The sequence below is a fragment of the Synechococcus sp. O70.1 genome (assembly GCF_047462215.1).
Taxonomy (GTDB): Bacteria; Cyanobacteriota; Cyanobacteriia; order Thermostichales; family Thermostichaceae; genus Thermostichus.
On sequence record NZ_JANSIT010000003.1, the window covers coordinates 162,450 to 187,995 of the forward strand.

The following is a 25,546-nucleotide window of genomic DNA, read 5'->3' on the forward strand; positions in this document are numbered from 1 at the left end:
CCAAAAGGGCCGGGGGGCATAGGCAACTAGGGCAGGAAGCAACACCGACAGTGCCTTTTTAGGATAGCCCTTCTACAGTTCCCAGAAGTTGGCCACGGCCGACCTCCCCCAGCCCCATTCTGACAGCTAAGAGGGGCTACCGTGTAGCTGGAACGGAGTGAACCCGGTACCTTGACCGATTCAGGGCTACTGAGGTTGCTCTGAGACTCGCCCTTCAGGGACTGATGTCTCCTGGAGGCTTTCTGCCTCAGAACTGCGCAGCAATTCCTGCTCCAGCAGTTGCCACAGCGAGTCGGGCACCGGCGCCTTGAGGGCTCTACTCATCTGGTGCCTCCGCCGGGCTGCCTGCAAGCATTCTAGCCGGCGACATAGGTAGGCAGAACGACCCATGCCTCTGCCCAAAAGCACCTGGTGAGTGTCGTATTGCCTAACCAGCCGCCACAACTGGGAGCGGGGAAACAATTGGCGGCAGCCTACACAGCGCCGTAGAGGATCTGCGCCTGCCAAAGGATTTGCCTTGAGGAGCCTACTTGGCCTAGTCTACTTCAACTGGGGCAGCCGTGACTGCAGAAACTCGAAGAAACGCTCCACCAAGTAGGGATCCCGCCAGCCCTTGGCCGTTTCTTCCCGCAGGATGTCCATGGCCTCTTGAACGGTGAAGGCGCGCTTGTAGGGTCGCTCCGAGGTGAGGGCGTCGTAGATATCGACAATCTGGAAGATGCGGGCCACCAGCGGGATCCCTTCTCCCCTGAGGCCATCGGGATAGCCGCTGCCATCCCAACGCTCGTGGTGGTGGCGGATGAGGGGCAGCACATCTCTCAGGGTGCGCAGCGGGCGGCAGATCTCCTCTCCAATCAAGACATGGGATTTCATCACCTCCCACTCTTCCGGCGTATGCTTGCCCGTTTTGCCCAAAATCGCATCAGGTATACCCACTTTTCCAATGTCGTGCAGGTAACCTCCCCAAGTCAGCACCTTGACTAGAGGACGGGGTAGCTGGAGAAACTCGCCAAAGCTTTTGGCCAGTTGTGCCAGGCGCTCACAGTGATCCCCAGTGATGGGATCCCGGCTTTCCACAATGCGGGCAATGGCAAATAAAGCCTGGGCGGCATGATCCAAGTCTTCGTTCAAATGCTTCTGGTGAACGAGGGAACGCACCCGCGCCAGCAATTCCGCCTCGTCAAAGGGCTTGCCGAGAAAATCATCGGCCCCCGCCTCAATGCCCCGCAGGCGATTTTCGCGGTCGCTAGCCGCTGTCATCAGCACCACCGGGATCAAGCGCGTCTCCCCATTGGCCTTGATGCGCCGACAGACCTCAAATCCGTCGAGCCCCGGCATCATCACATCCAACAAAATCAGATCCGGCTGCAGGGTTTGAACCATTTGCAGGGCCTGCTGGTCATTTTCCGCCTCGCTGACCCGGTAGCCAGTGCTCTCCAGCAAGTCCCTCAGCAACAGGCGGCTGTCGCGCTGATTGCCCACAACGAGGAGGTGCCCGGCCTGCCCGCTTTCCGTTGTTAAAGGGGTTACCTCAGGGATCCCAACCCCCCAAGCCTCTCAGCTTCAGCCGAGTGCATTTTGGCAAAGACTGTCGCTCGCTCACTGCTTTCACGGTAATCTCACCTTCCACCTGCAAGCATCCGCCTTTTCGCTGAGTTTGCCAAGGCTTTAAGCAACTGCCAATGCTTGAAAAAGCACTGGCAAACTCTAAGACCTCTCCTGAAGCAAGGGATTCCATTCCTCGGCCACAATAGGGATAATGAAGGTAGTCTTGGCTACGTTTTTGGCACCCGTTCTGCTAGCCTCTTGGCAACTTTACTATGTCGTCTTTTTCCTCTGAGTCTCTGCGGGAGCAGGTGCGCCGCATTGATGACCAGCTTTCCCGCCGGCCCCTGGAGCTAGACCCGGCAGGCTACTTTGTCATCTATGTGGATCGACAGCAGCAGCTCATTTGCGCCAAGTACTACAGCACCGTGATCAATGAACGGGGGCTGGCCACTGACCCGGAGACTGGAGCGGTGATCCCAGCGCGAGGGCCAGTTAATCGCTCGCCGCAGCGGGTGTATGTTGGGCGGACGGCCAAAGAGTTGTGTGTCCAGATCTTTGAAAAGGAAAGCGAGAAGGTAGTCTCCCAGCTTAGCCACGCTGCCTACCTGGGGCGGGAGTTCCAGAAGGCAGAGGCGGCCCTCATCTCCGGCGAAGAGTACGTGCAGGACTAGGGGCAAGCTCGCTGCAGGGGAGCAGCTTGTGGCAAAATCGAGCCAGCTTGCTGTGACCAAGGTCACAGCGGGGCAAGCTGGGCTATGGAAGACAAGGTTAAGCCGGGAACCCTTCTGCGGGGACGCTACGAAATCCTCGGCCTTTTGGGGCAGGGGGGCTTTGGGGTTACCTACAAAGCGGTGGATCGCGACACTTTCAATACTCCCTGCGTGGTCAAGCGCCTGCGCCCCCTCTCCACCGATCCCTACACCCTGGCCACAGCCCGCAAGCTGTTCGAGCGGGAAGCCAAGGTTCTCAACCGGCTTAACAACTACGACCGGGTGCCCCGCCTCTTGGCCCACTTCGAGCAGGATCAGGAGTTCTACTTGGTCGAGGAGTTCATTGCTGGGCACGATCTCGGCCAAGAGCTGGTGGCTGGCCAGCCTCTAAGCGAGGCGGAGGTCGTCAAACTGCTGTGGGAGATTCTGGAGATCCTCCACTACGTCCATGCCCGTCAAATCGTGCATCGGGACATCAAGCCAGCCAACCTGATGCGCCGCGACGCCGATGGCAAGCTGGTGTTGATTGACTTTGGGGCGGTGAAGGAGGTGGGACGACTAGGCAGCCCTGCCCCTGGCCAAACCCAGTTGGCGACGGTGATTGGCTCAGTGGGCTACATGGCCCCGGAACAGCTCAACGGCAAGCCCCAGCCCTGCAGCGATATCTATTCGGTTGGGGTGCTGGCCATTCAGGCGCTCACTGGCCGTCCCCCCACCAAGATCCCAGACGATCCGTGTACTGGCCAGCTCCTCTGGCGGGATCTGGTGCCGGTTAGCAAGGAGCTGGCGGAGATTTTGGATCGCATGGTCTGTCCCCGCTGGCAGGAGCGCTTTCAATCGGCGGCTGAGGTGATGGAGGCGCTGCGGCCTCTCCTGCCTACCCCCACCGAAGGTGTAGCGCCTGCTCTTTCCCAGCTTTCGGTGGATCAGCTCTTGGCGATGCGCTTGGTAACCCGCGGCCAGGAAAAAGCTCGCCAAGGGGATCTGCAGGGGGCGATTGCCGACTACACGTTGGCCATCCAACTGGATCCCCAGAATGGCCGCGCCTATAGCCAGCGGGGCAGTGCCCGCTACAAGAGTGGCGACTGGGCAGGAGCTGTGGAGGACTTCACCCAGGCCATTCAACTGACAGGGGATGCCCGTGCCTATGTCAACCGCGGCATCGCCCGCTACCGACTGGGGGACTATGAGGGGGCAGTTGCCGATTACACCCACGCCCTCCACCTCAACCCCAACTGGGCCGTGGCCTACTACAACCGCGGCAACGCCTACCGGCAGCTCGAGCAAAACCAAAAGGCCATCGAGGACTATTCCCGCGCCCTTGAGCTCAATCCCGAGGAAGTACGGGCTTATTTCAACCGCGGCGTGGTGCGCGGCCATCTGGGAGATGCGCAAGGGGCTGTGGCCGATTTTTCCGAGGTCATCCAACGAGATCCCCAGGATGTGGAAGCCTATTTCAACCGGGGCGTGGCGCGGGCGCAGTTGCTGGACTTTCAGGGAGCGATTGAAGACTACACCCAGGCGCTGCAGCGGGATCCCGCCCACTCTAAGGCCTACTACCACCGCGGCCTGGCCCGCCAAGCTTTGGGGGATCCCCAGGGGGCCATCGAGGATTTTTCCCAAGCCATTGCACTGCAGCCTGCTGGGGCCTCTGAGGCAGGGGTGGCAGCGCAGGCGGAGCTCTATCTGCAGCGGGCTATAGCCTACCTGGGCAACAACGCCCTGGAGGCAGCGCTGGCTGACTGCGAACAGGCGCTCCGCCTTAACCCGGAGCTGGCGCCGGCCTATTTCTACCGAGGGCTGGCCCGCCAGGAGTTGAGAGATCCGGCAGGCGCCTTAGCCGACTTCAACCGCGCCCTGGAGTTGGATCCCCAGCTGACCAAGGTCTACCTCAACCGTGGGATTGCTCATCTGGATCTGGGCCAACTGGAAGCGGCTCTTGCCGACTTGAACCAGGCCATTGCTTTGGATCCCAGCGATGCCAGGGCCTACAGCAGCCGCGGGCAGGTCCACAGGCTTTTGGGGGATCCCTTGGCGGCCCTGCAGGACTACACGGCTGCCCTAGAGCGGGATCCGAACAACCTGCAGCTCTATTTCCACCGTGGCCAGGCCCATTTCGACCGAGAAGATTGGCCGGCAGCCTGTGCGGATTTCTCCCAGGTGCTGCAGGCGGCAGCCCAAGCTGAACCAGAGCTGCTAGCCAGTGCCCATCTGCGCCGGGGCATGGCGCGGCAACGGCTGGGGGACTGGCAAGGGGCCCTGGCGGATTTCACTGCCCTAATCCAAAAGCAGCCGCAGGCGTCTCAGGGATTCGCCCTGCGGGCGGCGGTACATCTGGCTTTGGGCAACCAAGAGGCAGCGCTAGCCGATCTTGACCAGGCTTTGAGCTGCAACTGCGACTGGGGGCTAGCTGATGCCGCCCTGGCCTACTGTCAGCGGGGGGATCTGCACCGCCAGGCCAACCGGCCGGAGCAGGCCATTGCCGACTACACCCAGGCCCTGCTCCTGAACCCCCAGGAGCGTCAGGCTCTCTTCTGGCGGGCCCTGCTGTGGGATCAAAGGGGGGAGACCGACAAAGCGCTGGCCGACTACACGCAACTGCTGCAACTGGAGCTAGAGCCCCAGGAGCGCCTCTTGGCCCTGAACAACCGCGGCTGGGCCCATGCCCAACAGGGAGATTTTGCAGCGGCCCTCCAGGATTACACCCAAGCCATCACTCTGGATCCCGCCCACTTCAAGCTTTACCTCAATCGCGCCCTGGCTCGTCTTGCCCTCGGCGATTGGCAGGGAGCTTGCCAGGACTTCCAAACGGCTCTCCAGCTGCAGGACTACGACGGACGGCTCTTGGAAGCAGCGGCAGGGATCCCTTCACTTGCCCCTACAGGACAACTCTGATTTGCCCACGCCGCTCCTCAAAGTCGCTGATCAAGAGCCGCACCTCAATCTGCCATTCTCCCCCTGATGTTAGGGGCACATTTTCAACCGCAAACTGGCCGGGCTTCTTCGGCAGCAGTTGTCGGCGCAGAGGTGGGATCCCGCGTTCGGGCAGGGAAAAGGCCAGGTTCAGCTCCTGGGCTGGGATCTTTTTAACCTCCACTTGAACCCGGTTGTTACCAGGGCGACAGGGCAGGATCCGCAGGGAGAGGCTGCCTTCTGGCCAGCTCAATTCCTCTTGGCAGGACGGCTCTGCAGGGGAGCTCCTCTCCTGTCCAGGCGGAGCTTGAGCTACCAAAAAACTGGTCAGGGCCAGCACCAGGATCAGTCCCACCAGCTCCAGGCGGACAATCTGGCGCAGCAACCGGCCCACCGCCTGCCCACCCTGCCGTAATGCTGGCACCAGCCGAAACTTGTTGTGGGCGCCCAGCCCCACCATCATTAGCACTATCAGCAACTTGGCCCAAAGGTATCGCCCATAGGGATGATCCCAGTCCCAGCCGCCGTGAATCCCGGCCATTCCCATCCCCGCTAGGATAAGCCCCGGCACTGCCCAGGTGGCTACGTCAGAAAACCGCTGGATAATGCCTACAGATGGGTAGGGAGGAGCTTCCCTGCTCAGCAGGCGCTCCAGCCCCCATAGCCCCCCTAGCCAAAAAGCCGAGCCGGCTAGATGTAGCCCCAGCAGCGCCATCGTTCCTGCCGGATACTCGCTTGTGAGGGCATGACCAATGGGCAGAAACGATCCAATAACTAACACCGAGCCCACACTGCTGGCCCAGGCGGCGCCTCCCTCGCAGGCCCAGATCAGAACTCCTAGCCCCACTAGCCGCAGCCCCGTACCCCAGCCATAGGGAGAAAGCATCACACTCAGCAGCTTTTGCCCATTGAGGTGGGGGTAAAGCTGGGCCAAGTGCAAACTGAAGGCCACCAGAGTCAAACTCAGGGTGAGCCAAGCTGCCACGAAAGCCCAGGCCTTAAAGGACTCCGTCCCGCTGGCGCGAACAGAGAGCTCTATTCCATCTGCCCCCAAAACGCTCGAACGCCCCTGCAACAGCCGCCACCAGCCCAACACCCCCACCACAAAGAGGCTGCCCAAGTAGATCCCCCAGCGCACACCCACTAGCGGCCAATGCAGGGGATCCCTTCTTCGGAGGTGGGCCGCCCTCACCGCTTGAACCAGCTCTGGATCTGCAGTCCCCACCTGGAAGACAAACGAGCCACTCACCGGATGGGAATCAGCGGAAATGGCCCGCCAACTGACAAGGTAAACCCCCGCTGGGATCCCCCGGGGCAAATCCCCCTGAGGTGCCTCGCCTCTGCTCACCAGGTTTTCCAGGGGCAATACCTGTCCATTTCCGTCCAAAACCTGGAGCTGCGTAAGCTGCACCGGCTCATTGAAAACCAGCCGCACTTGCGTCGGCGCTTCCTGGAGCACCGCTCCATCTTCCGGGAAAGTGGAGAGCAAGCTGGCATGGGCGAAAGCGGGCGGGATCCCAGCCGTCCACAGCAAGAGGCCGAGGATCCCAGCCCAAATCCAGGCAAAAACCCTTCTAGGGCGAGACATCCTGCCCAGCAGGCCGCCTAGCGGCTGCCGTGACCATGACCCTGTCCACTACCTCCACCTGTCAGCTTCAGCAGCGGGGCCGGCTCCGGCAAGCTCTTGGGATCCTCGCCCGGCTGCGCCACCTGGATCCAGCGGTGCACACCTTTTTCGCACTCCTGGATCACCGGGATGGGGATGACCTCGCCGGGCCGATCCGGCAGCTTGGCGCGGATGCTGAACTCATCCATGAGGTCATCGGGCAGCGAGCCGCCACTCCAGATCACTTCGGCAACCGTTTCGGTGATCATCTTCCCGTGGGACTCGTATGGGGTCTTCAGCGGCCTTTTGACCGTCTCGACGTTCCACAGAGGGTGCACCATCGGCTTCACGGAAACAAATCCCTCTGGGATCTGCACCCGCAAGCGCTTGGTTGGGGAGCCATCACATCCATGGGGTACGCGAAAGGTGAGCTTGGTGTAGCTGCCTGCCGGGGCTTCTTGGGGATGGACGGTAACATGAGCCCAGGCAGAAGAAAGAGGCAGAAAGCTCATACCCAAAGCCAGCAGAGATTTTCTGGCTAGAGCTAAGTAACTTTGCAGACCCATTTCCAATCTCCTTTTTTTCCAATTTCTTTAGTTTTCCAATTTCTTCAGGGATGGCGATGGGATCCGTGGGATTCCATCAGGCTCATGCTGTGCTGGCCCCAACTGGAGAGGCCCATGGACACCAGGCCGGCGCTGGCCAAGCCCATGGACACCAGCCCAAAGGAGAGAGCGCCCATGGCTACTAGGCCAATGGAGAGGATGCCGTGGGTGACCACGCCGATGGCTACCACCCCATGGGCAGAAATGCCCACCGCCACCAGCCCATGGGCCCCTATGCCCACTGAGAGAAGCTGGCGGCGGGATCCCTGGACTTGACGGCCCTGCTCCTGCCGCACCTGAGGTGCCACGGCCACTTCGTCGTGGGCCATTAGCCCTTGCTCCAGTTGTGCTCAGCGCGATCCAAAACGTAGGCGGCCACCGCCTCGATCTCTTCTGGCTTGAGGAGCTTGCCAAAAGCAGGCATGGCCCCTTTGCCGTTGCGCACCTGGGCTTGGATTAGCTCCAGCGTATCCACGTGGTACTCGTGCAGGGCAGCCAGGGAGAGATTTTTAGCCGGCACTATCGAGTTGCGCCCGTTCAAGTGGCAGCCCACACACTTGGCCTGAAAGACCTTGGCCCCTAAAGCCAAATCCGGCTCAGCAGAAGCCACTTGCGGGCTCCAAAAGACAGCGGCACCGACAAGCAAAAGCAGCAAGAAAAGTTTAACGATCCGCATTTTCCTCTCAACAATTTGCAAAAGACTGTTCATGGAAAAATCCAGCTTTTGAAGCTAGACCATTATCTCTGGCGGGTCAGGCCACGTCAAAAGACAGCCTGTCGAGTCCCCCTGGCTACCATGGGGTGGAGGATCCCTAGGGCCATGAGCAGTCTGCCGCCGGAGTTCATCCAGTTAGTGCGCCAGAAGGCCGACATCGTTGAGGTGGTGGCCGAAAAAGTGGTGCTGCGCCAGCGGGGGCAAAACTTTGTCGGCCTCTGCCCTTTCCATGACGACCACAAGCCCAGCTTTCACGTCAGCCCCAGCAAGCAGATCTACAAGTGCTTCGCCTGTGGTGCCGGGGGAGATGTCATCCGCTTTGTTATGGAGACCGAGCGCCTTTCCTTTGCCGAAGCCGTGCGCTGGCTGGCCCGCCGCTACCATGTGCCCGAGCCCAAGGGATCCTTCTCCCCAGACTACGAACGCCAGGTCTCGCGTCAGGAAAAGCTGCTGGAGATTTTAGCCATGGCCGCCGACTTCTACCGGCACGTCCTCCACTCCCCGGTGGGATCGGCGGCTAGGGAGTATCTGCATAGCCGCCGCTTGAGCGAAGAGACTTGGCAACAGTTTCAAATCGGCTTTGCTCCCCCCGGGTGGCAGCCGCTCTACGAGTACCTGGTTAACCAGAAGCGCCAGCCGGTCAAGCTCCTAGAAGAAGCCGGCTTGCTGGTGCCGCGTCAGGGGGGAGGCCACTACGACCGCTTCCGCAACCGCATCATGCTGCCCATTTTTGACCTGCAGGGGCGGGTCATAGGCTTTGCCGGCAGGGCTCTAGGAGAGGAGCAGCCCAAGTACCTCAACTCCCCAGAAACGGAGCTTTTCAACAAGAGCCAGGTGGTCTATGGCCTCAACTTTGCCCGCGAGGCCATCGCCAAAGCCGACCAAGTTTTAGTGGTGGAAGGGTACTTTGATGTGATCGCCCTGCACCAAGCCGGCATTGCCTATGCGGTAGCCGCCATGGGCACGGCCCTGACGCCGCACCAAGTCAAGGCTCTGCTGCGCTACACGCCGTCCAAGCGGGTCATCCTCAACTTCGATGCCGACCGCGCTGGGTTGAATGCCGCCTTGCGGGCTGTTCAAGCCGTTGAGGAGCAGGCGCGACGGGGGGAAATCGAGTTGCGCATCCTCACCCTTCCCGCTGGGAAAGATGCCGACGAATTCCTGCGGGAGCACCCGGCTTCCCAACTAGAGGCCCTGCTGGCTCAGGCTCCCCTATGGCTGGACTGGCGGATTGAACAGGTGCTGGCCGGTCGGGATCTCAGCCAGGCCGCCGATTTCCAACAGGCCTATCAAGCGCTGGTGCAACTGCTGGCCGGTCTAGGTGGACAATGGCGCTCCTTGTATATCCACAAAGTGGCGGAATTGCTCAGCCGGGGCAACGCTCGCCTTAGCCGCAATCTGGAAGAGGATCTGCGACGTGCCGTGCGCCAGTACCGCTGGTCAAAACCCCAACAACCTGCTGCCGACCGGGGATCCAAACTCTTGCAGTCCGAGTCCCATCTTCTGCAGATCTACTTGCACTTTGCCGAGTACCGCCGCGAGATCCGCCAGACCTTGATGGAGCGGGAGCTGCAATTCAGTTTCCGTCCTCACCGGGAGCTGTGGCAGCGGATCTTGGAGCTGGTCTCGGCCCAGCCGGAGCTGGAAGACGAGGAGGAGGGTCTTTTGACCGCCCTGCGCACTCTCTGCGCCCAGGACGACGCCCTCAACGAGCGCCTCAGCCACCTGCTCTGGCAGGACGAAACTACCCGCGTGGCCCTGATGCGTCCGCGCCTGGTGGTGCGGGCTGCTCTAGCCAACATGGAGCTGGAAATTCGTCAGAAGCGCTACCGCTACTGGACGCAGCTCTGGGAGCAGGCCTTTTCCGAAGGCAACACTACTCTAGCTGCCGAATACCAGGCCAGCATTCACCAGGAATATCAGGCTATCTTGGCCTTGCAGCGCCAGGTGCAGCTTAACCTGGAAGATTTGCTGGAGACAGCGCTAGCGGAGGAGTGGACTTAAGCAGTTCCGGGTCCGCTCTCCCTCAAGAGAAGGGGCAGGGGGGGAGGGCGCAGTGAAGCGCGCCGGCGAGAGACTGGGGAGCCACTCATCCGCCTGGCCATACGCCTGCTGGGCAAAGCGGCGGGCTAAGGCCGGCAGGATGGCCAAAGGGCTGCTGAAGCCGGAAAAGAGTTGTAGCCCTTCCCAGCCGGGCAGGGATCCCACCAAGGGATAGTGATCGCCACTGAAGGCCACCAAGCAGTGACACCAGCGCCCGGGCAATTGGGCCACTTGGGGTAGGTAGCGCCCCACCTGGGCCCGGATTTGCGCTTCGCCGCTAGTGGCATCCAGCTGGGCTTGAGGATCCGTCAGCACCCGACTGATCTGGCCCAGGCGAATGCTGCCGTCTAGAAATTGCAGGATCCCGACATCCAGGATGGGTGGGCAGAGCTCCTGCCCCGGCTTGTCCCAGAGGGGATCCCGGTCGGGGTGAGCCGCCTGCCGCTCCAGCTCCAGGCGCTGCACCGGCGCGCTCATGACGATGGTTCTCAGCCGCACCGTTGCCGGCTCTAGCTCGAGGGATTCGGCGTGGGTGAAGTAGATAGGGGCATAGATGCCAGCTTGACGCAACAAAGCCCGTGTCCAGCCGCCGGCGCACACCACCACCTGGGCTGCCCCGTGGAAGTCGGCGGGTGTCTCTACGCCGGTGATCCGCTGCCCTTGTCGCCGCAAGCCAGTTACGCTTTGGAAAAGTAGGGATCCCCCCAGGCGTTGGAAAGCCCTCCGAAAAGCCAGGGTTGTCAGCCAGGGGTGGATGTGGCCGTGCTGGGCCCAGAGCACGCCCTCCAGGGCCGCCGGCTGCAAAAGGGGCTCCAGCTCACAGGCCGTCTCCACCGGAATCCGCTGGGGTGGGATGCGACAGTCGGCTAGATCCGCCTCCACCGTTTCCACTGAGTAGCCAGGAGCAACCAATAGGAGCAGATCTAGCTCGCGAAAGTGAATATCTGCCTCCAGCTCCTCTGAGAGAGTGCGGTAGCGCTGGATCCCTTCTTCCCCCAGAGCTTTGAGCAGGGGAGTTTTTCCAGCCCAATGAGCTAAGCCACCGTAGCTATAGCGGGTGGCACTGGCGGGCAGCGCCTCCTTCTCAAGGAGAAGAACGGATCCCCCCTGGCGGGCCAACTCATAGCTTAGGGCTGCTCCGGTGATCCCGCCGCCGACAACAATCCAGTCATAGTTGGCCATGCCTGTCTCGCTCCTCGGGTTGGCAATTGCTCCGCCCTTGCCAGGAACACAAAAACAGGCAGGGATCCGCCCCTGCCCTGGAATGGCCTGCCTCAGGCTTTTTTAGGACTCCTGCGCCAGACGGGCATAAAACAGGCCCTGAACGCGAACGGTGCGAGGTTCCAGTGCCCCTTGCTCGGTACTAGACGGCTGGATGCTAACAAAGGAGCCAGCGATTTCTCCAGTGCTGGAATCTACGCGAGCAATGCGCAGCGACATTTTCCCCCGGGAAATCTCGTCCACCTTGCGGTTGGCTGCAAAGTCCTCCTTGGCTGCCTGCAGCCCCACAGCCGTGTCGTAGCCGGTGCTAGAACCCCGCCCCCGCGAGTCGAGGAAGCTGCTGGTACGGTAGCCAGGTACCAAGAACTCGCCTTCAAAGTCCGTTGAGGGATCGATGACCGACCCTTGAGCGGTGGCCACCAAGTCTTTCACGCTAAACAAAAAGGGCACCAGCTCGCGGCGAGGCAACTGACCGGTGGTTGGCTGGAAGGTGATCCCATCCACCACTTTGAACTCCAAGCCACCCTCTTTGGCAGTGACTTCCGCTTTAATCGGCCCCAGGGTAGCAGCCGAGATCATGATGTTCTTGGCTTTGATAAACTCTTTTTCCCCGTTCCGTTTTTCTTCTTCCACCTCAATTTGCACGGGCTGGAAGCAGACATCGGTCAGCTTTAGGGATCCCCCCGTCGGCACCTCAATGCGGCCGCGGGCATTGTCCGAGACCGACGGGCAAATAGCCGCCTTGCCTGTGTTGCGGATCTGGTCGTAGGTTAGAGGGGCCTTGGCTGCCTCAGCCCGAAAGGCGAAGACGCCTAGACAAAGCGCCAGCAGGATGGCGAGCAGGGGACGGTACCGCATAATCAACCTCGAAAAACCCGTTTTGAATCTCTTGGGAAATAAACCAGTGCCCCCATTGTACGCAATCGCAATCCGCTCTTTGCTAAGCCAAGCAAAGTTTCTTGACTAGGCAAGAACTAAAGCTGGCTAACCGCTAAAGATCCCAGCCAGCGCTCCCGAATTTGGGCCACCAGTTCACCGATGGGCTGCTGGTTGACCCGGTAGCTGGTGGGATGGGCAATCAGGCGGGCTGTGCTCTCGAAAAGACAGTCCCGCTCCACCAGGCCATTTTCCCGCAGGGTGCGCCCGGTGGCCACTAAGTCCACAATGGCATCAGCCATGCCCGTGAGGGGAGCCAGCTCCACTGAGCCGGCAAGGGAGATGAGCTCCACCGGCAAATCCAGGCGGTCGAAATACTCGCGGGCACAGCGGACAAACTTGGAAGCTACCCGGGCATAGGGCGGCAACTGGGCTGCTGAGGTGTAGGGGCTGTCTTGGGGAAGAGCCACCACCATGCGGCAGTAGCCAAACTTTAGGTCCAACAGGTGGGCTACCCCCGCTTCCCTGCTGGCATAGCGCTCCCGCAGGACATCGTAGCCGACAATCCCCAGCTGGGCCTGGCCGTACTCCACGTACACCGGCACGTCCTGGTTGCGCACCAGCAGCGCCGCGTAGCGCTGTCCCTTGAGCTGGGTAGGGGATTCAATGCGCAGGAGGCGATTGGCCGGATCCAAAAAGCGGCTAAAGTCGATCCCTACCTGCTGCAGACAGCGGATGGCATCGGCTAGCAAAGCTCCCTTGGCGAGGGCAATGGTGATCGGCTGACGGTCGGGAGGATGAACTTGGCAGTCGTGCAGCTGAAGATCCAAAGCTGTCGACATGAAGGGGGCCGCTGTCCCAGGGCAACTCTCAATCCTAGCAACTGCTAGGTCATCTGTGCTCCCGAAACTGGGCAAGAGCACGGCACAGCCCCGGGACAGCCTCTGCTGGCCAGAAGCCCTCGCCGCGCCGGCCCTGGTGCAACTGTAGGTAGAGATCCCAGGCAGCGGGGCTGCCGTGGGCAATCAAAGTTAGCGAGGGGAAGGTCTGCTCCAGGGTGAGGCTCTCTTCGGCCATCAGTTGGGAGGCCATGGCCTCCATATCCCGCTGCAGGCAGTACACCCCCTGCCCAAAAGCTTGCCACTCCTCTTGAGTTAGCTCCAGCGCCCAGGTTTCTCCTCCCACAAGGGCCACAAAAGGAGAGCGCCGGGGATCCCAGCCCAGTCGCCAGCCGGATCCCTTGCAGAGAGGAGAGGGGGTAGAAGAGAAAAAAGCCTCCATGCTGGGTTAGGCCAAAAAGATGCAGGTAGAATCAACGGATGCGTTACCAGCATAAAGCGCCGATGCTCAGTTACCAACCTCCCCCCACCCAGCGGCGGCTTCCTCTCCAGGGCACGCTCGGCTGGGGTGTGCTGCTTGCAGCTTTGGCGTTACGCGCCACACTCGGAGAAACCTGGGCCACGGTGGCTACCCCGCAAAACCCGATCTTACGGGTGGGCATCCTGCAGCACTTTGGTCGCTCTGAACAGGATCAGGTGGAGTTGGCAGCGCCAACCGGGTCGCTACTGACGCTAGAATTTCCCCAGGCCGACGGCAGCACCCAGAGGCAGCGCACTCCGCGCGTAACTGTCGGGATCGTCAACCGCGCCTTGGCCACTCCGGAAACCGTGTACCGCCTTGTTCTCAGCAGCCACAAAAGTTTTGAGAGCGCCGAGGCCAGCGCCAAGCGTTGGCAGGCTTTAGGGATCCGCACCGAGATTGCCCAGCCGCGAGAGTGGCAAGTGTGGGCCAGCCGCGCCTACACCCCTCAGCAGTTGGCCCAGATTCAGCGCTATGCCCAGGCCAAAGGGATCCCCCAGGTGCGGCTTGAGGTCCAGCAGCGGCGCCAACAGCCCCAGCTAAGCTGGGTGCATGGCCACTTTCGCTACCACCGCACCCGGCTTCAGGTAACCTCGGACGCGGGCTATCTGCGGGTAAACGACCGCTACTATGCCGGCTCGATTACCATTCAGCCTAACGCCTACGGCAGCTACACCGTGGTCAACGCCGTGCCGCTGGAAACCTATCTGCGGGGGGTGGTGCCCCACGAAGTAGGGCCGGGAGCTCCCTTTGCCGCCATGGCCGCCCAGGCCATTCTGGCGCGCACCTACGCCCTCAAGAACCTGCACCGCTTTCAGGTCGACGACTACCACCTCTGTGCCAACACCCACTGCCAGGTCTACAAGGGGCTGACGGGAACCCATCCGCGGGCGGACGAGGCCGTTCGCCAGACCAGCGGCTTGGTGCTTACCTACAATGGCAAGCTGGTGGATGCTGTGTATTCTTCCTCCAACGGCGGCATCTCGGCAGGCTTTGAAGAAGTTTGGGACGGCGAGCCGCGCCCTTACCTGCGCCCCCGCGCTGACCTCGCTCACCAGCCCGATCAGCCCTTTGATTTGCGGCGGGAGAGCGACTTCAAGGCCTTTCTGGAGCAGCGGGAAGGTTTCCATGAAGCAGGGGTATCTCGCCTTTTCCGCTGGGAGTTCTCCCAATCCCTGGCGGAGCTCAACGCCCAACTGCGGGCTGCCCAAGAGTACCTCGGGATCCCTCTCCCCGAGTGGACGACCATCCAGGGGCTGCAGGTTCTGGAGCGCTCGGTCAGCGGTCGGGTTCAGGCGCTGCAAGTGGACCTGCAGACGCCCCAAGGATCTCACTCGCTGGTTTTGCGCAAGGATCAGGTGCGCCTAGCTTTTCCCCGCCTCTACAGCACCCTGTTTCGCGTCGAGCCCCTAAAACAGGGCAAGGAGCTAGCGGGCTACCGCTTTATCGGCGGCGGCTTTGGCCATGGGGTGGGGCTGAGCCAGTACGGCGCCTACACCTTAGCCCGGCGGGGGTTGAATGCAGCCCAAATCCTCGCTTTCTACTACCCTGGCACGACCCTGACCGAGCTGGGATCCCTCCCCGAGGCTTCGCTGGCTGACCAGTCCTTGCCCGTCCACCCGAGGTAGCGTTCCCCATGGCAGCAGAGCAGCAGAATGCCGGCCATCCTCCGCTTGAGGAGCAGGAGATCTCAGCCCCGCTGGAGCCCGTTCAAATAAGGGGGTTGGAGCCCTCTGCCCTCCCCGCGGCCCCACCAGGGTTCAAGTCGGGGTTTGCGGCGCTCATTGGACGGCCCAATGTGGGCAAGTCCACTCTCATGAACGCCCTGGTGGGCCAAAAGATCGCCATCACCTCCCCTGTGGCCCAGACCACTCGCAACCGCCTGCGCGGGATCCTCTCCCTCCCCCAAGCCCAGATCATCTGGGTGGATACTCCTGGCATCCACAAGCCCCTCCACCGCCTGGGGGAGATCTTGGTGCACAACGCTCAGGCCGCCATTGGGAGCGTGGACGTCGTTCTCTTTGTGGTGGATGGCTCAGTGCCAGCAGGTCGCGGTGACGCTTTCATTGCCGAGCGGATCCCTGCCACTACCCCCTGCATCCTTGTCTGCAACAAAGCCGATCTCCTCAAAGACGCTGCCACGCGCCAAGCTCACCAGGAGAGCTACCAGGCCCTGCGGCCCGCTGCGCCGGTGGTTTGGGTGTCTGCCTTGGATCCCGGCAGCTTGCCACCCCTTATCCAAGTCACTGTTGACCTGCTGCCTGTGGGGCCCTACTACTATCCGCCAAACCTGGTCACCGATCAGCCAGAGCGATTCATCATGGCGGAGCTCATCCGGGAACAGGTGCTGCTGCACACCCGCGAGGAAGTGCCCCACTCGGTGGCCGTAACCATCGACCAGGTGGAGGAAACCCCCAAGGTTACCCGCGTCTTGGCCACCCTCTACGTGGAGCGGGACTCGCAAAAAGGGATCCTCATTGGCAAGGGAGGGGAAAGGCTCAAGCAAATTGGCCAGGCTGCCCGCCTTCAGATTCAAAAGCTCATTGCCGGCAAGGTGTACCTGGAGCTGTTTGTTAAGGTGCGGCCCCACTGGCGGCGCTCCGAGCACCTCCTGCGCGACTTCGGCTACCGCCTCGAGACGTAGGGATTGAGCAGAGCGGCGGTTGCGGCTAATCATGGAAATGGCAATGCTTCCCGTGGAAGGCTAAGAACCATGCTGCGACTGTACGGGATCCCCACCTCTGGCAATTGCTACAAGGTGGAGCTACTTCTGAGGCAGCTGGGGATCCCCTATGAGACGGTTGAGGTGAACTCCCGCACCGGCGAGAACCGTCGCCCCGAGTACCTGGCCAAGAACCCCTTGGGCCAGATCCCGGCCTTGGAGCTAGAAGACGGCACGGTCTTGGCCGAGTCGGCTGCAATCTTGGTCTATCTAGCAGAAGACACCCCTCTCTATGGCCAGACACGTCTGGAACGGGCTGAGATCTTGAAATGGCTGTTTTTTGAGCAAACCCGCATTGCTCGCTACATTGCCACTACCCGCTTCCTCGTGCGGACTGGCCAGGCCGAGGCCAACGCCGAGCTGATTGCCCAGAACCTAAAACTGGGCACGGAGGCCTTAGAGATCATGGAAGGCCATCTGAAGGGGAAAGAATTCTTTGTGGGCAACCGCTACACCATCGCCGATCTGGCCCTCTTCACCTATACCCACGTGGCGGAGCAAGGCGGATTTGACCTCAAGCCCTTCCCCAACATCCGCGCCTGGTGTGAGCGGGTCAAGGCCACCGAGCGCTTTTTCCCTCTCCCTGGAGCCTAGAGGTCCCCCTGCAGCCAATCGATGCATCGGAGCTACCGAGAGCTGGCAGTCCCTAGCGCCCCTTGAGCTCGCGCTGGATTTCCCGCCGCGTCTCCCGTTCCTTAATGGCTTGCCGCTTGTCGTGGAGCTTTTTGCCGCGGGCCACGCCCAGGTGGGCTTTGATCCAGCCGCGGTTGAGCACCAGCCGCAGGGGAACCACCGTCAGGCCCTTTTGCTCCACCAAACCCCGCAGGCGATCAATCTCACGGCGGTGCAGCAGCAGCTTGCGGCGGCGGGTGGGATCGTGGTTGAACTCCTTGCTGGTAGTCCCGTGGGGGGCAACATGCAAGTTGTGCAGCCAGGCCTCGCCATCGCGAAAGAGCGCAAAGGCATCTTGGAGATTGGCTTTGCCTGCTCGGATGGACTTGACCTCCGTGCCGGTGAGTTGGAGCCCAGCTTCGTAGGTCTCCAAGATCTCATACTCAAAGCGGGCGCGGCGGTTTTCCACTAGAGTTTTGACGTTGGGATCCACAGCCATAGACTTTTTTGAGGTTTGGCTAACTCCAATCCTAGGGGGAGGCCAGGGATCCCTCCAGCTTGCGCACTTCCTGGGCCACCCGCCGCTCCGACTTGCCGCGCCAGACAAAGCGGAGGGGAGTGCCGGCAAAGTCTAAGTTTTGCCGGAAGTGTTTTTCCAGGTAGCGGCGGTAGTTTTCTTTGAAGAGATCGGGATCGTTGACAAAAAGGAGGAAAGTGGGGGGCTGCTCTGCTATCTGAGTGCCGTAGTAGATCTTGCCCTGCCTGCCCTGGCGGTTGGCGGGGGGCGATTGCCAAGCAAGGGCATCCTGCAGCACTTCGTTGACCACGGAGGTGGGGATGCGTTTGCGATGGGCAGCTACCACGGTGTTGACCTCGGCGAAGATCTTGTGGGTGCGCTGCCCTGTGAGGGCGCTGACAAACACCAGGGGCGCCCAGTCGATGAAGTAAAGCCGCTCGCGGATCTCGCGGGTGTACTCGTCGATGGTGTAGGTATCCTTTTCCACTGCATCCCACTTGTTGACGACGATAATGCAGGCGCGGCCCTCTTCCGCAATGCGGCCAGCCAGCCGCTGATCCTGCTCGGTTACCCCCTCCAAGGCGTCAATGACCAGCAGCACCACGTCTGAGCGCCGAATGGCCTTGAAGGCCCGGTTGATGCTGAAAAACTCCACCCCGTACTCCACCCGGCTTTTCCTGCGGATCCCGGCTGTGTCGATGAGGCGGTAGGTCTGCCCCTCCCACTCCACCAGGGTGTCGATGGCATCGCGGGTGGTGCCGGCGATGGGGCTGACAATGGCCCGCTCGGATCCCACTAGGCGGTTGAGCAGGCTGGACTTGCCCACATTGGGCCGGCCAACAATGGCCACGGCAATGGGCTCTGCTTCAGTTGCGGCTTCCTCCCCTTCCGGCAGATGGGGCAGCACTGCCTCCAACAGCTCGGCTACCCCATTGCCGTGGAGGGCAGAGCAGGGGATCGGCTCCCCCAGCCCCAACTCCCAAAAAGCCGCCGCCTGCGCCAGGCCCAGTTGCCCTGACTCGCACTTGTTGACGGCCACCACCACCGGCAGGGGTTGTTTGCGCAGCCAATCGGCCAATTCTTTGTCGGCGGGGGTCAGCCCTTCGCGGCCATCCACCACGAAGATCACCGCGTGCGCTTCGGCCATCGCTGCCATGGCCTGCTGGCGAATATGGGGCAAAAATTCGCTGTCGTCGCCAAAGACCAGTCCGCCCGTATCCACCACCCGCAGGCGGCGCCCATTCCACTCCACCTCTTGGTAGAGGCGATCCCGCGTTATGCCGGGCTCGTCGTGGACAATGGCCGCCCGTACCCCCGCCATGCGATTGACGAGGCTGGACTTGCCCACGTTGGGGCGACCCACAACAGCTACTAGAGGTAAGGGCACGGCTGCAGTCGAAAAAGCCAAAGCTGGATCTCTATCCTAGCCGTTGGCTTTCCTGCCGCCCAAGACTGGCCTTGCTCTAGATTGCCTTGGGAGCCGCTCTGGCGGTAAGCTGTGCAGTTAACCCCAATTCCGTGGCTTTATGAACCTTGCCCCTGCCCAACGCCTGCGCAAGCTGCCTGCCTATGTCTTTGCCCGGCTGGACGAGCTCAAGGCCCGCGCCCGCCAGCAGGGGCTGGATTTGATCGATCTGGGCATGGGCAACCCCGATGGCCCCACCCCCCAGCCCGTGGTGGAAGCAGCCCAGGCGGCCATTGCCGATCCCCTCCACCACGGCTACCCTCCCTTCGAGGGCACGGCTAGCTTCCGCCAGGCCATTGCCGAGTGGTACTGGCGCCGCTATGGAGTGGAGCTAGATCCCAATGACGAGGTGCTGCCTCTTCTGGGATCCAAAGAGGGCCTGACCCACCTGGCCTTGGCCTATGTGGATCCCGGGGATCTGGTGCTGGTGCCTAGCCCCGCCTACCCGCCCCATTTTCGCGGCCCCCTGATTGCCGGCGGCCAGATCTACCCGCTGCTGCTGCGTCCGGAAAAAGGGTGGCTCATTGACCTGCAGGAGATCCCGCCGGAGGTGGCTAAGCAAGCGCGGCTGCTCTACTTTAACTACCCCAACAACCCGACAACGGCGGTGGCGCCCCGCTCCTTTTTTGAAGAAGTGGTGGAGTTTGCCTACCGATACGACCTGCTCTTGGTGCACGACCTGTGCTACGCCGAGCTGGCCTTTGACGGCTATCGGCCCACCAGCCTGCTGCAGATCCCCGGTGCCAAGAACCTGGCAGTAGAGTTCCACACCCTCTCCAAAACCTACAACATGGCCGGCTGGCGGGTAGGGTTTGTGGTGGGCAACCGCCAGATCATCCAGAGCCTGCGCACCCTAAAGACCAACCTCGACTACGGCGTTTTTGGAGCTATCCAAAAGGCCGCCGAAACTGCCCTGCGCCTGCCCAATAGCTACTTGGAGGAGGTGAAAGAGCGCTACCGCCGCCGGCGCGACTATCTCATTGCCCGCCTGGCGGAGTTGGGCTGGCAGATCGAGCCGCCGCGAGCGACGATGTACCTCTGGATCCCCACCCCCCGCACCGTCGACGGCACCCCCGAAGGCTCGACGGAGTTTGCCCTGCGGGTTTTGGAGTCCACAGGCGTGGTCGTAACCCCTGGCAACGCTTTTGGAGAAGGGGGAGAGGGCTACGTGCGGATTAGCCTCATTGCCGACTGCGAGCGCATAGGGCAGGCCATCGACCGCTGGGCCGAGGCCGGGATCCGCTACTGCTGAGCCTCAGTCTTTCGGAAGGTGATACTGCTCCACAATCCGCCGGGCAAAGGGAGGGACATGCCGCTCCAGCTGGTGGGGATAGTGGCGGCGCACATAGAGATAGTTGCGAACAAAGTGGGAGTCGATGGAAAAGCGGGCATACTCCAGGCCGCGGGGCCCAAAGCGCTGGATGGCTGCTCCCAGGATCCGAGCCAGCCATAGGGGCAAGCTCAAGGCTTGGTCATAGGCTTGGATCCCCTGTTGCACCGCCGCTCGTCTCGAGCCCTGCGAGATCACCGGTTGGGTTTCCAGCTCCTCCCAAACCAGCTCCAGGAGCTCCCGCCCGCGCGAGTTGCGCACCACCAGCCACTGCCAGCCAAAGGGGGATCCCATGTAGCCCACCACTAGGTCTGCCAGGCTGTTGACGTAGTCAAAACAGGTGAGGCAGGAGGGGGCAAACACGTCTTTGAGTTCTTTGGTCTTGAGGGCGAAGAAAGGCACCTTTTCCACCGAGCCATCTTCGTGTTTGAAGTGGATGTGGAAATCCTGCATGAACTCGTAGTGCACCACCGTCTGCGGGGAGCGACTGGTGGTTTCCAAAAATTTTTGCAGCCCCGCGCGGCTGACGTTGTCCACACAGGGGGTGCCCAACACATAGAGCTTCTCCAGGCCCAGCTTGTTCTCCACCGCCCGCAAAGCCTGGACCTGGCAGCCTACGCCGATGACCAAGAGGCGCTTGAGGCCGCTTTGCTCCACCTCCTCTAAGACCGACAAGTTGGGCGATAGCGTTGGCTTGTTAACCCGCGCTGCCAAAACCGCTTCCGGGGTACGCGCTAAGACAGGCCGCGGCTGAAAGTGGTCCTGGGGATCCGCCTGCACGCACACCACCCCTTCTACTAGGCCGCTGCTGAGGGCCTTCATGCCGATGCTGCTGACGATGCCCGTCCACTGGGCGCCAGGGATCGGATCCCGCTTGCGGGCCGTGTACATTGCCTCGTAGACGCCGAAGTAGTCAGTATCGCTGACAGCAGCTGACTTGGAGCGCAGCGATTCTCGGGATCGCCCGTGGGTTTGCTCTTCCAGGTGGGTAAATTGCTGGTTTAAAAAGGCACAGGCCTCTTTGACATGGGCGACATAGCGGGTATCGCAGAGGCCGCACTGGCTACACAGCTCTTTGGCTGGATAGTGGCCGGAGCGAATGGGCCGAGCCGGACGCGGTGGACGAGATCCCATAAGGTCTAGACCCTAGCCGACACAGGAGGGCGGGTACCTCCTTACAGTTTGCCGCCAAAACCGCAGACCGCGCGCAGAGAAGTTGAGAATCCGCGCTCCTGCCAAGTCCTTAGCGCCCTTAGCCTCTGCCCAAACCACTTTCTATGGCCCAGCGGGCCAGCTCGGTGCGATTGTGCAGGCCGGTTTTGCTGAGCATGTTGCTGACATGGCTTTCGATAGTGCGCTGGCTCACCCCCATCACCTCGGCAATCTCGCGGTTGGACATGCCCCTGGCTACGTACTGGAGCACCTTGGTTTCCGTGGGAGTAAGCTCAACTTCTCGATCTAGCTGGATGACCGGCTGAACGGGGGCACCTTGCATTTGCAACAGGCGCTCCGTGTGTTTGAGGGTAGCTTCCACCTGCGCCACCAGCTCTTCCGGTTCAAAGGGCTTGACCAGGTAGGCGTCTGCCCCCGTATTGAGCCCGCGCACCCGATCTGCCGTTTGCCCCCGCGCCGAGAGAAAAATGACCGGGATCCAATCCGTGGCCCTATCGGAGCGAAGGGTCTGGACAAAAGTGTAGCCATCCATCTCTGGCATCATCACATCGCAGATGATGAGATCCGGAGTCAAGCGGCGCATCACCTCCAGGGCTTCCAGACCATCGCTGGCTGCCACCACCTCGTAGCCGCGAAACTCCAGGTAATCCTTCACCAGGAGGACGAGATTGGGATCGTCATCAACAACCAGTAAGCGCTTTGGGGCGTTCACGGCTAACCTCGTCGTTGCTGGCAAGCCCAGATGACCGGGACTTGCTAGGTAAACTTTTGGAGATGGAGAGACCCAGAATCTACGGCCAAGATTCTACCTTGCTCCTGATGGTTTCTGCTGGCTTGTGTAGATTTCTTCAACCCGCTAGGAGGGGCTTCAGCAAGCTCTGCCTTGGGATCCCTGGCAGCTAGCAGCCTCCACCTAGCCTTTTAGGGTAAGTTTGCTTGGCGGGTTTTTCCCATAGTCAAGGAAGGCAGAGCTAGGAGAGAATGTTGAGAGCAGCAAGCGTGAGCCTGGCTGGGTAGAGAGGGTGGAAAAGGGTACGCTGGTAGAGTTTCGCCACAATAACGAGCGGCTATTGGCCGTAGTTCAGGGCACGGAGGGCAAAAAGAACCTGCTGTTGGAGGTGCCCTCAGGGCAGGTTTACAGCGTTCACCCCCGCCAAATTACGTTTGCCCTGAACGGCAATTCCAACTTTACCGTTTCCGACATCCCCAGCTTTTGGCAGGCGGTTCAGGCGAAGCTGGATCCCGAGAGCTTGGCTTTGGCCTGGGAATTGGTTCAGGAGGAGCGGCGGCCCCTGAGCCTGTCGGAGATGGCGCAGTTGTTGTTTTCCGACGATTCGCCGGTCTCCACCTATGCAGCCTACCGCCTTTTGAGCGAGGATTACATTTACTTTAAGGAGAAGGGAGAAGGCTACGAGCCGCGCCCGCCGGCACAGGTCAAGGAAATTCTCCATCAAATTGCTGTCGCCCAGCAGCGGCAGCAGGAGCAGGCCGAGTTTGAGGCCCGCCTAAAGGCAGCGGTGGCCCAGCCTGGGCAAAAGTACACTTGGACCCCGGCGGAACGGGCTCGTCTGGAGCTGTTGGAGCGCTTAGCTCTGCAGGGAGCACCCGATAGCCTTCGCAACTACGAGGATCTTTCCCACAACCTCACCCCCTCGGATCGCGAGCGGGCTTCCCACCTGCTGCGGCTCCTGGGATTCCCCGACACGCCCCAGGGAGCTTTTGAGGCGTTGGTGGCTTTGGGACTGTGGAGCCGCCACGAGAACCTGGCCCTGCGCCTTACGGGGATCCCCACCCAGTTCCCCAAAGAGGTGGAGCGCTACACCCAAACTTTGCTGGGCGGCCCCCCTCCCTTCCTGGAGTCCCATCGGCGTCGGGATCTCACTCATCTTCACACCTACACCATTGACGACGCCAGCACTCGCGACATCGACGATGCCCTCAGCGTCGAGTTTTGGTCGGAGGACGAGGCGAAGCTCTGGATCCACATTGCCGATCCCAGTTGTTGGGTGCAGTGGGGGGATCCTCTAGATCTAGAGGCCCGCCGGCGGGGTACCAGTGTCTACCTGCCAGAGCGGGTGATCCCGATGTTCCCGCCAGAGCTGTCCACTGGTCCTATGAGTTTGGTGCAGGGGGAGGTGCGGCCTGCCCTTAGCTTTGGCATTCGCCTGGGAGGCGACGGGGCGGTGCGCGACTACGAAATTTGCCTTAGCCAAATCCAGGTAAACTACCGCCTCACCTACGACGATGCCGACGAGATGCTGGAGTTGGGAGCAGAGCCGCAGCTGACAGCCATTGCTCGGGCAGCCCACTGGCGCTACACCTGGCGACTTGCGCAAGGGGCGATCCCCATTGGCCTGCCGGAGCAGGACATCAAGGTCATCGACGAGATCCCCCACCTGCGCGTTATTGAGGATACGCCGGCGCGGCAGATGGTGGCGGAAATGATGGTGCTGGCCGGCGAGGTAGCCGCTCGCTTTGCCCGCCAGCATGGGATCCCAGTGCCCTACCGCCTGCAGCCTGCTCCCGAACTGCCCCCGCCGGAAGTTTTGGAGCTGTACCCCCAGGGGCCGGTCAGGTCCTTTGCCATCATGCGGTGTCTGTCGCGGGCAGAGGTGGCCACGCAACCCGAGCGGCACGCGGGCCTGGGCCTTGATGCCTACTGCCAGGTAACTTCCCCAATTCGCCGCTACCTGGATCTGGTGGCGCACTACCAGATCAAGGCCTTTTTGCGCGGGGATCCCCTGCCCTTGACAGAAGCCGAGGTGCAGCAGGTGGTGCTGGGCATTGAGCCAGGCACGGCCGAGGCCGCTCAGGTGGAGCGCAAGTCCAAGCGCTACTGGAGCATTGAGTACCTGCGCCAGCGACCAGGGCAGACTTGGCGGGCCTTGGTTCTGGGCTACCTGCGCGAGGAGGAGAACCTGGTGATGGCCATGCTGGATGAAATTGCCTTTCGCGTGCCGGTGCGCTTGGAGCGGCAGGTGCCGCTGGGGGCTTGGATTGAGTTGGAGGTTCTCCAGGCGGATCCCCGCGCCGATGTAATTGAGTTGCGGGAGCTAAGAGACTTTGCTCCCTAAAGAGGGGGGCAACTGATACAACAGAGGAGGGTCATCCCCGTTCCCCAGGAGGAGTTCCATGGCCACACGACCTTCTGGCCCGCCGCCAATTGTCTATATTCTCCTGATTGCCATCTTGGGAGGGGGCGGCTGGTATGCCCATCGTTCAGGCTTGCTCAGCTCCTGGCTTAGCCGCACCTCTAGGAGCCCGACTGCTCAGCCGCAAGCCCCAGCGGCACCCAACCTTCCCCAGGCGCAGGCCCCCAATCCCCCTGCCAGCTCCGTTAACCTGGACACTTCCCTGCCCAACCCAGTAGTGCTCCAGGTGGATGGCAGCGTCACGATGATCCGGCTCGTCTTGGCCCTGAAGGGAGGCTACACCCAGCGCAACCCCGGCATCCCCATCACCTACGGGATCCCGGATGGCAAGCCCAATGGATCCAATGCCGGCCTGAAGGCCCTGATGGAAGGTCGCATCCAGATGGCCGCTAGCTCCCGCCCCCTCAATGATGCCAGCGAAGTGCAGGCGGGTCTACAGGCGATCCCGGTGGCCAAAGATGCCCTGGCGGTGGCGGTGGGGGTCAACAACCCCTACAAGGGCGGCCTGACGCTGCAGCAATTGGCCGATATCTTCCAGGGTCGGATGACCAACTGGAGCCAGGTGGGCGGTCCGGATCGGCGGATTCGTGTTCTCAACCGCGCTCCCCAGAGTGGCACCTACAGCGTTTTCCAAGAGCTGGTGTTATTGGGGTCGCCCTTTGCTCCCGATAACCCTCCCTACTTCACCACCGCCACCCAAGACGTCACCACTCCTCTCTTGCGGGCGCTGGGGGAAGACGGCATCACCTACAGCACCGTGGATCAAGTGCAGAACCAGCAAACGGTGAGGATGGTGCCCATCGACGGCCAGATGCCCACCCGCGAGGCCATTCAAAGTGGCCGCTACCCGCTGGCCCGCAACGTGTTCTTGGTGGTGCCGCGAAAGACCAGCCCCGTGGTGGCTGACTTCATTAACTACGCCCTCTCGGATCAAGGCCAACAGATCATTGGCCGCACCGAGTTCATCCCGCTGCGCTAG

23 protein-coding genes are annotated in these 25,546 nt (G+C 61.4%); 9 read left to right on the forward strand and 14 right to left on the reverse strand.

All coding sequences use genetic code 11. The annotated features are described in order from the left end of the window. Positions 1–186: 186 nt before the first annotated feature. Together NW833_RS02940 and NW833_RS02945 are read right to left on the reverse strand one after the other, a co-directional pair. Positions 187–507, reverse strand: coding sequence for a YlxR family protein (locus tag NW833_RS02940; RefSeq protein ID WP_414393383.1), 321 nt, complete (start codon positions 505–507; stop codon positions 187–189). A gap of 33 nt (positions 508–540) precedes the next feature. Continuing rightward, positions 541–1,482 carry an HD-GYP domain-containing protein gene (locus tag NW833_RS02945; RefSeq protein ID WP_414411490.1) on the reverse strand — a complete coding sequence of 314 codons (942 nt, stop codon included), beginning with the start codon at positions 1,480–1,482 and terminating at the stop codon, positions 541–543. Positions 1,483–1,820: 338 nt separating this feature from the next. Here NW833_RS02945 and NW833_RS02950 point away from each other — a divergent pair, with 338 nt between their 5' ends. Further along, the gene (locus tag NW833_RS02950) at positions 1,821–2,219 is read left to right on the forward strand and encodes a DUF4346 domain-containing protein (RefSeq protein ID WP_414393386.1); all 399 of its coding nucleotides are present in this window, start codon (positions 1,821–1,823) and stop codon (positions 2,217–2,219) included. A gap of 84 nt (positions 2,220–2,303) precedes the next feature. Then, positions 2,304–5,153 carry a tetratricopeptide repeat protein gene (locus NW833_RS02955; protein WP_414411491.1) on the forward strand — a complete coding sequence of 950 codons (2,850 nt, stop codon included), beginning with the start codon at positions 2,304–2,306 and terminating at the stop codon, positions 5,151–5,153. Here NW833_RS02955 and NW833_RS02960 read toward each other — a convergent pair. From NW833_RS02960 to NW833_RS02975, 4 genes are read right to left on the reverse strand one after another with little or no spacing between them, the layout of a single operon-like run. Then, positions 5,137–6,759 carry a copper resistance CopC/CopD family protein gene (locus NW833_RS02960; protein ID WP_414411492.1) on the reverse strand — a complete coding sequence of 541 codons (1,623 nt, stop codon included), beginning with the start codon at positions 6,757–6,759 and terminating at the stop codon, positions 5,137–5,139. The two genes, NW833_RS02955 and NW833_RS02960, sit on opposite strands and share 17 nt — an antisense overlap. 17 nt (positions 6,760–6,776) lie before the next feature. Then, positions 6,777–7,343 carry a YcnI family protein gene (locus NW833_RS02965; protein WP_414393392.1) on the reverse strand — a complete coding sequence of 189 codons (567 nt, stop codon included), beginning with the start codon at positions 7,341–7,343 and terminating at the stop codon, positions 6,777–6,779. A gap of 44 nt (positions 7,344–7,387) precedes the next feature. Continuing rightward, positions 7,388–7,711, reverse strand: a complete 324-nt coding sequence (locus NW833_RS02970; protein WP_414411493.1) for a hypothetical protein — start codon at positions 7,709–7,711, stop codon at positions 7,388–7,390. Continuing rightward, the gene (locus NW833_RS02975) at positions 7,711–8,058 is read right to left on the reverse strand and encodes a c-type cytochrome (RefSeq protein ID WP_414393791.1); all 348 of its coding nucleotides are present in this window, start codon (positions 8,056–8,058) and stop codon (positions 7,711–7,713) included. Before NW833_RS02975 ends, NW833_RS02970 begins: the two co-directional genes overlap by 1 nt. A gap of 144 nt (positions 8,059–8,202) precedes the next feature. On the opposite strand from NW833_RS02975, the gene dnaG reads away from it, so the two are divergent. Further along, positions 8,203–10,101: a DNA primase gene (dnaG, locus tag NW833_RS02980; protein ID WP_414411494.1), complete on the forward strand. Its 1,899-nt coding sequence runs from the start codon at positions 8,203–8,205 to the stop codon at positions 10,099–10,101. Here the strand turns inward: dnaG and NW833_RS02985 are convergent. From NW833_RS02985 to NW833_RS03000, 4 genes are all read right to left on the reverse strand, one after another. Further along, positions 10,081–11,322, reverse strand: coding sequence for an NAD(P)/FAD-dependent oxidoreductase (locus NW833_RS02985; protein WP_414411495.1), 1,242 nt, complete (start codon positions 11,320–11,322; stop codon positions 10,081–10,083). The genes dnaG and NW833_RS02985 overlap by 21 nt on opposite strands. Before the next feature lie 102 nt (positions 11,323–11,424). Further along, positions 11,425–12,219, reverse strand: coding sequence for a photosystem II manganese-stabilizing polypeptide (locus NW833_RS02990; protein WP_414411496.1), 795 nt, complete (start codon positions 12,217–12,219; stop codon positions 11,425–11,427). Between the two features lie 116 nt (positions 12,220–12,335). Continuing rightward, positions 12,336–13,079: an ATP phosphoribosyltransferase gene (hisG, locus tag NW833_RS02995; RefSeq protein ID WP_414411497.1), complete on the reverse strand. Its 744-nt coding sequence runs from the start codon at positions 13,077–13,079 to the stop codon at positions 12,336–12,338. 49 nt (positions 13,080–13,128) lie between these two features. Further along, complete coding sequence (locus NW833_RS03000) at positions 13,129–13,518, reverse strand: DUF1818 family protein (RefSeq protein WP_414393402.1); 390 nt, start codon at positions 13,516–13,518, stop codon at positions 13,129–13,131. 62 nt (positions 13,519–13,580) lie between these two features. Between NW833_RS03000 and NW833_RS03005 the strand changes: the two genes are divergently transcribed. The 3 genes from NW833_RS03005 to NW833_RS03015 all read left to right on the forward strand — a co-directional run bounded on the left by NW833_RS03005 (position 13,581) and on the right by NW833_RS03015 (position 16,912). Beyond that, positions 13,581–15,224, forward strand: coding sequence for a SpoIID/LytB domain-containing protein (locus NW833_RS03005; RefSeq protein WP_414411498.1), 1,644 nt, complete (start codon positions 13,581–13,583; stop codon positions 15,222–15,224). A gap of 8 nt (positions 15,225–15,232) precedes the next feature. Continuing rightward, a complete protein-coding gene (era, locus tag NW833_RS03010) occupies positions 15,233–16,240 on the forward strand; it encodes a GTPase Era (protein ID WP_414411499.1) in 1,008 nt (335 codons plus the stop codon). A gap of 69 nt (positions 16,241–16,309) precedes the next feature. Further along, a complete protein-coding gene (locus NW833_RS03015; protein WP_414393407.1) occupies positions 16,310–16,912 on the forward strand; it encodes a glutathione S-transferase family protein in 603 nt (200 codons plus the stop codon). Between the two features lie 52 nt (positions 16,913–16,964). On the opposite strand, the gene smpB is transcribed toward NW833_RS03015, so the two are convergent. Continuing rightward, positions 16,965–17,429 (reverse strand): SsrA-binding protein SmpB, encoded by a 465-nt coding sequence (gene smpB / locus NW833_RS03020; protein WP_414393409.1) that lies wholly within the window; start codon positions 17,427–17,429, stop codon positions 16,965–16,967. A gap of 31 nt (positions 17,430–17,460) precedes the next feature. Further along, positions 17,461–18,834: a ribosome biogenesis GTPase Der gene (gene der / locus NW833_RS03025; protein WP_414411514.1), complete on the reverse strand. Its 1,374-nt coding sequence runs from the start codon at positions 18,832–18,834 to the stop codon at positions 17,461–17,463. Between the two features lie 139 nt (positions 18,835–18,973). Here der and NW833_RS03030 point away from each other — a divergent pair, with 139 nt between their 5' ends. Continuing rightward, positions 18,974–20,164, forward strand: a complete 1,191-nt coding sequence (locus tag NW833_RS03030) for an aspartate aminotransferase (protein WP_414411500.1) — start codon at positions 18,974–18,976, stop codon at positions 20,162–20,164. 3 nt (positions 20,165–20,167) lie between these two features. Here the strand turns inward: NW833_RS03030 and NW833_RS03035 are convergent, their stop codons facing one another. After that, positions 20,168–21,376 carry a Coenzyme F420 hydrogenase/dehydrogenase, beta subunit C-terminal domain gene (locus tag NW833_RS03035; protein ID WP_414411501.1) on the reverse strand — a complete coding sequence of 403 codons (1,209 nt, stop codon included), beginning with the start codon at positions 21,374–21,376 and terminating at the stop codon, positions 20,168–20,170. Between the two features lie 118 nt (positions 21,377–21,494). Then, positions 21,495–22,127, reverse strand: coding sequence for a response regulator transcription factor (locus tag NW833_RS03040; RefSeq protein ID WP_414411502.1), 633 nt, complete (start codon positions 22,125–22,127; stop codon positions 21,495–21,497). 310 nt (positions 22,128–22,437) lie between these two features. On the opposite strand from NW833_RS03040, the gene NW833_RS03045 reads away from it, so the two are divergent. Then, positions 22,438–24,489, forward strand: a complete 2,052-nt coding sequence (locus NW833_RS03045; protein ID WP_414411503.1) for a ribonuclease catalytic domain-containing protein — start codon at positions 22,438–22,440, stop codon at positions 24,487–24,489. A gap of 58 nt (positions 24,490–24,547) precedes the next feature. Beyond that, positions 24,548–25,546, forward strand: coding sequence for a phosphate ABC transporter substrate-binding protein (locus tag NW833_RS03050; RefSeq protein ID WP_414411504.1), 999 nt, complete (start codon positions 24,548–24,550; stop codon positions 25,544–25,546).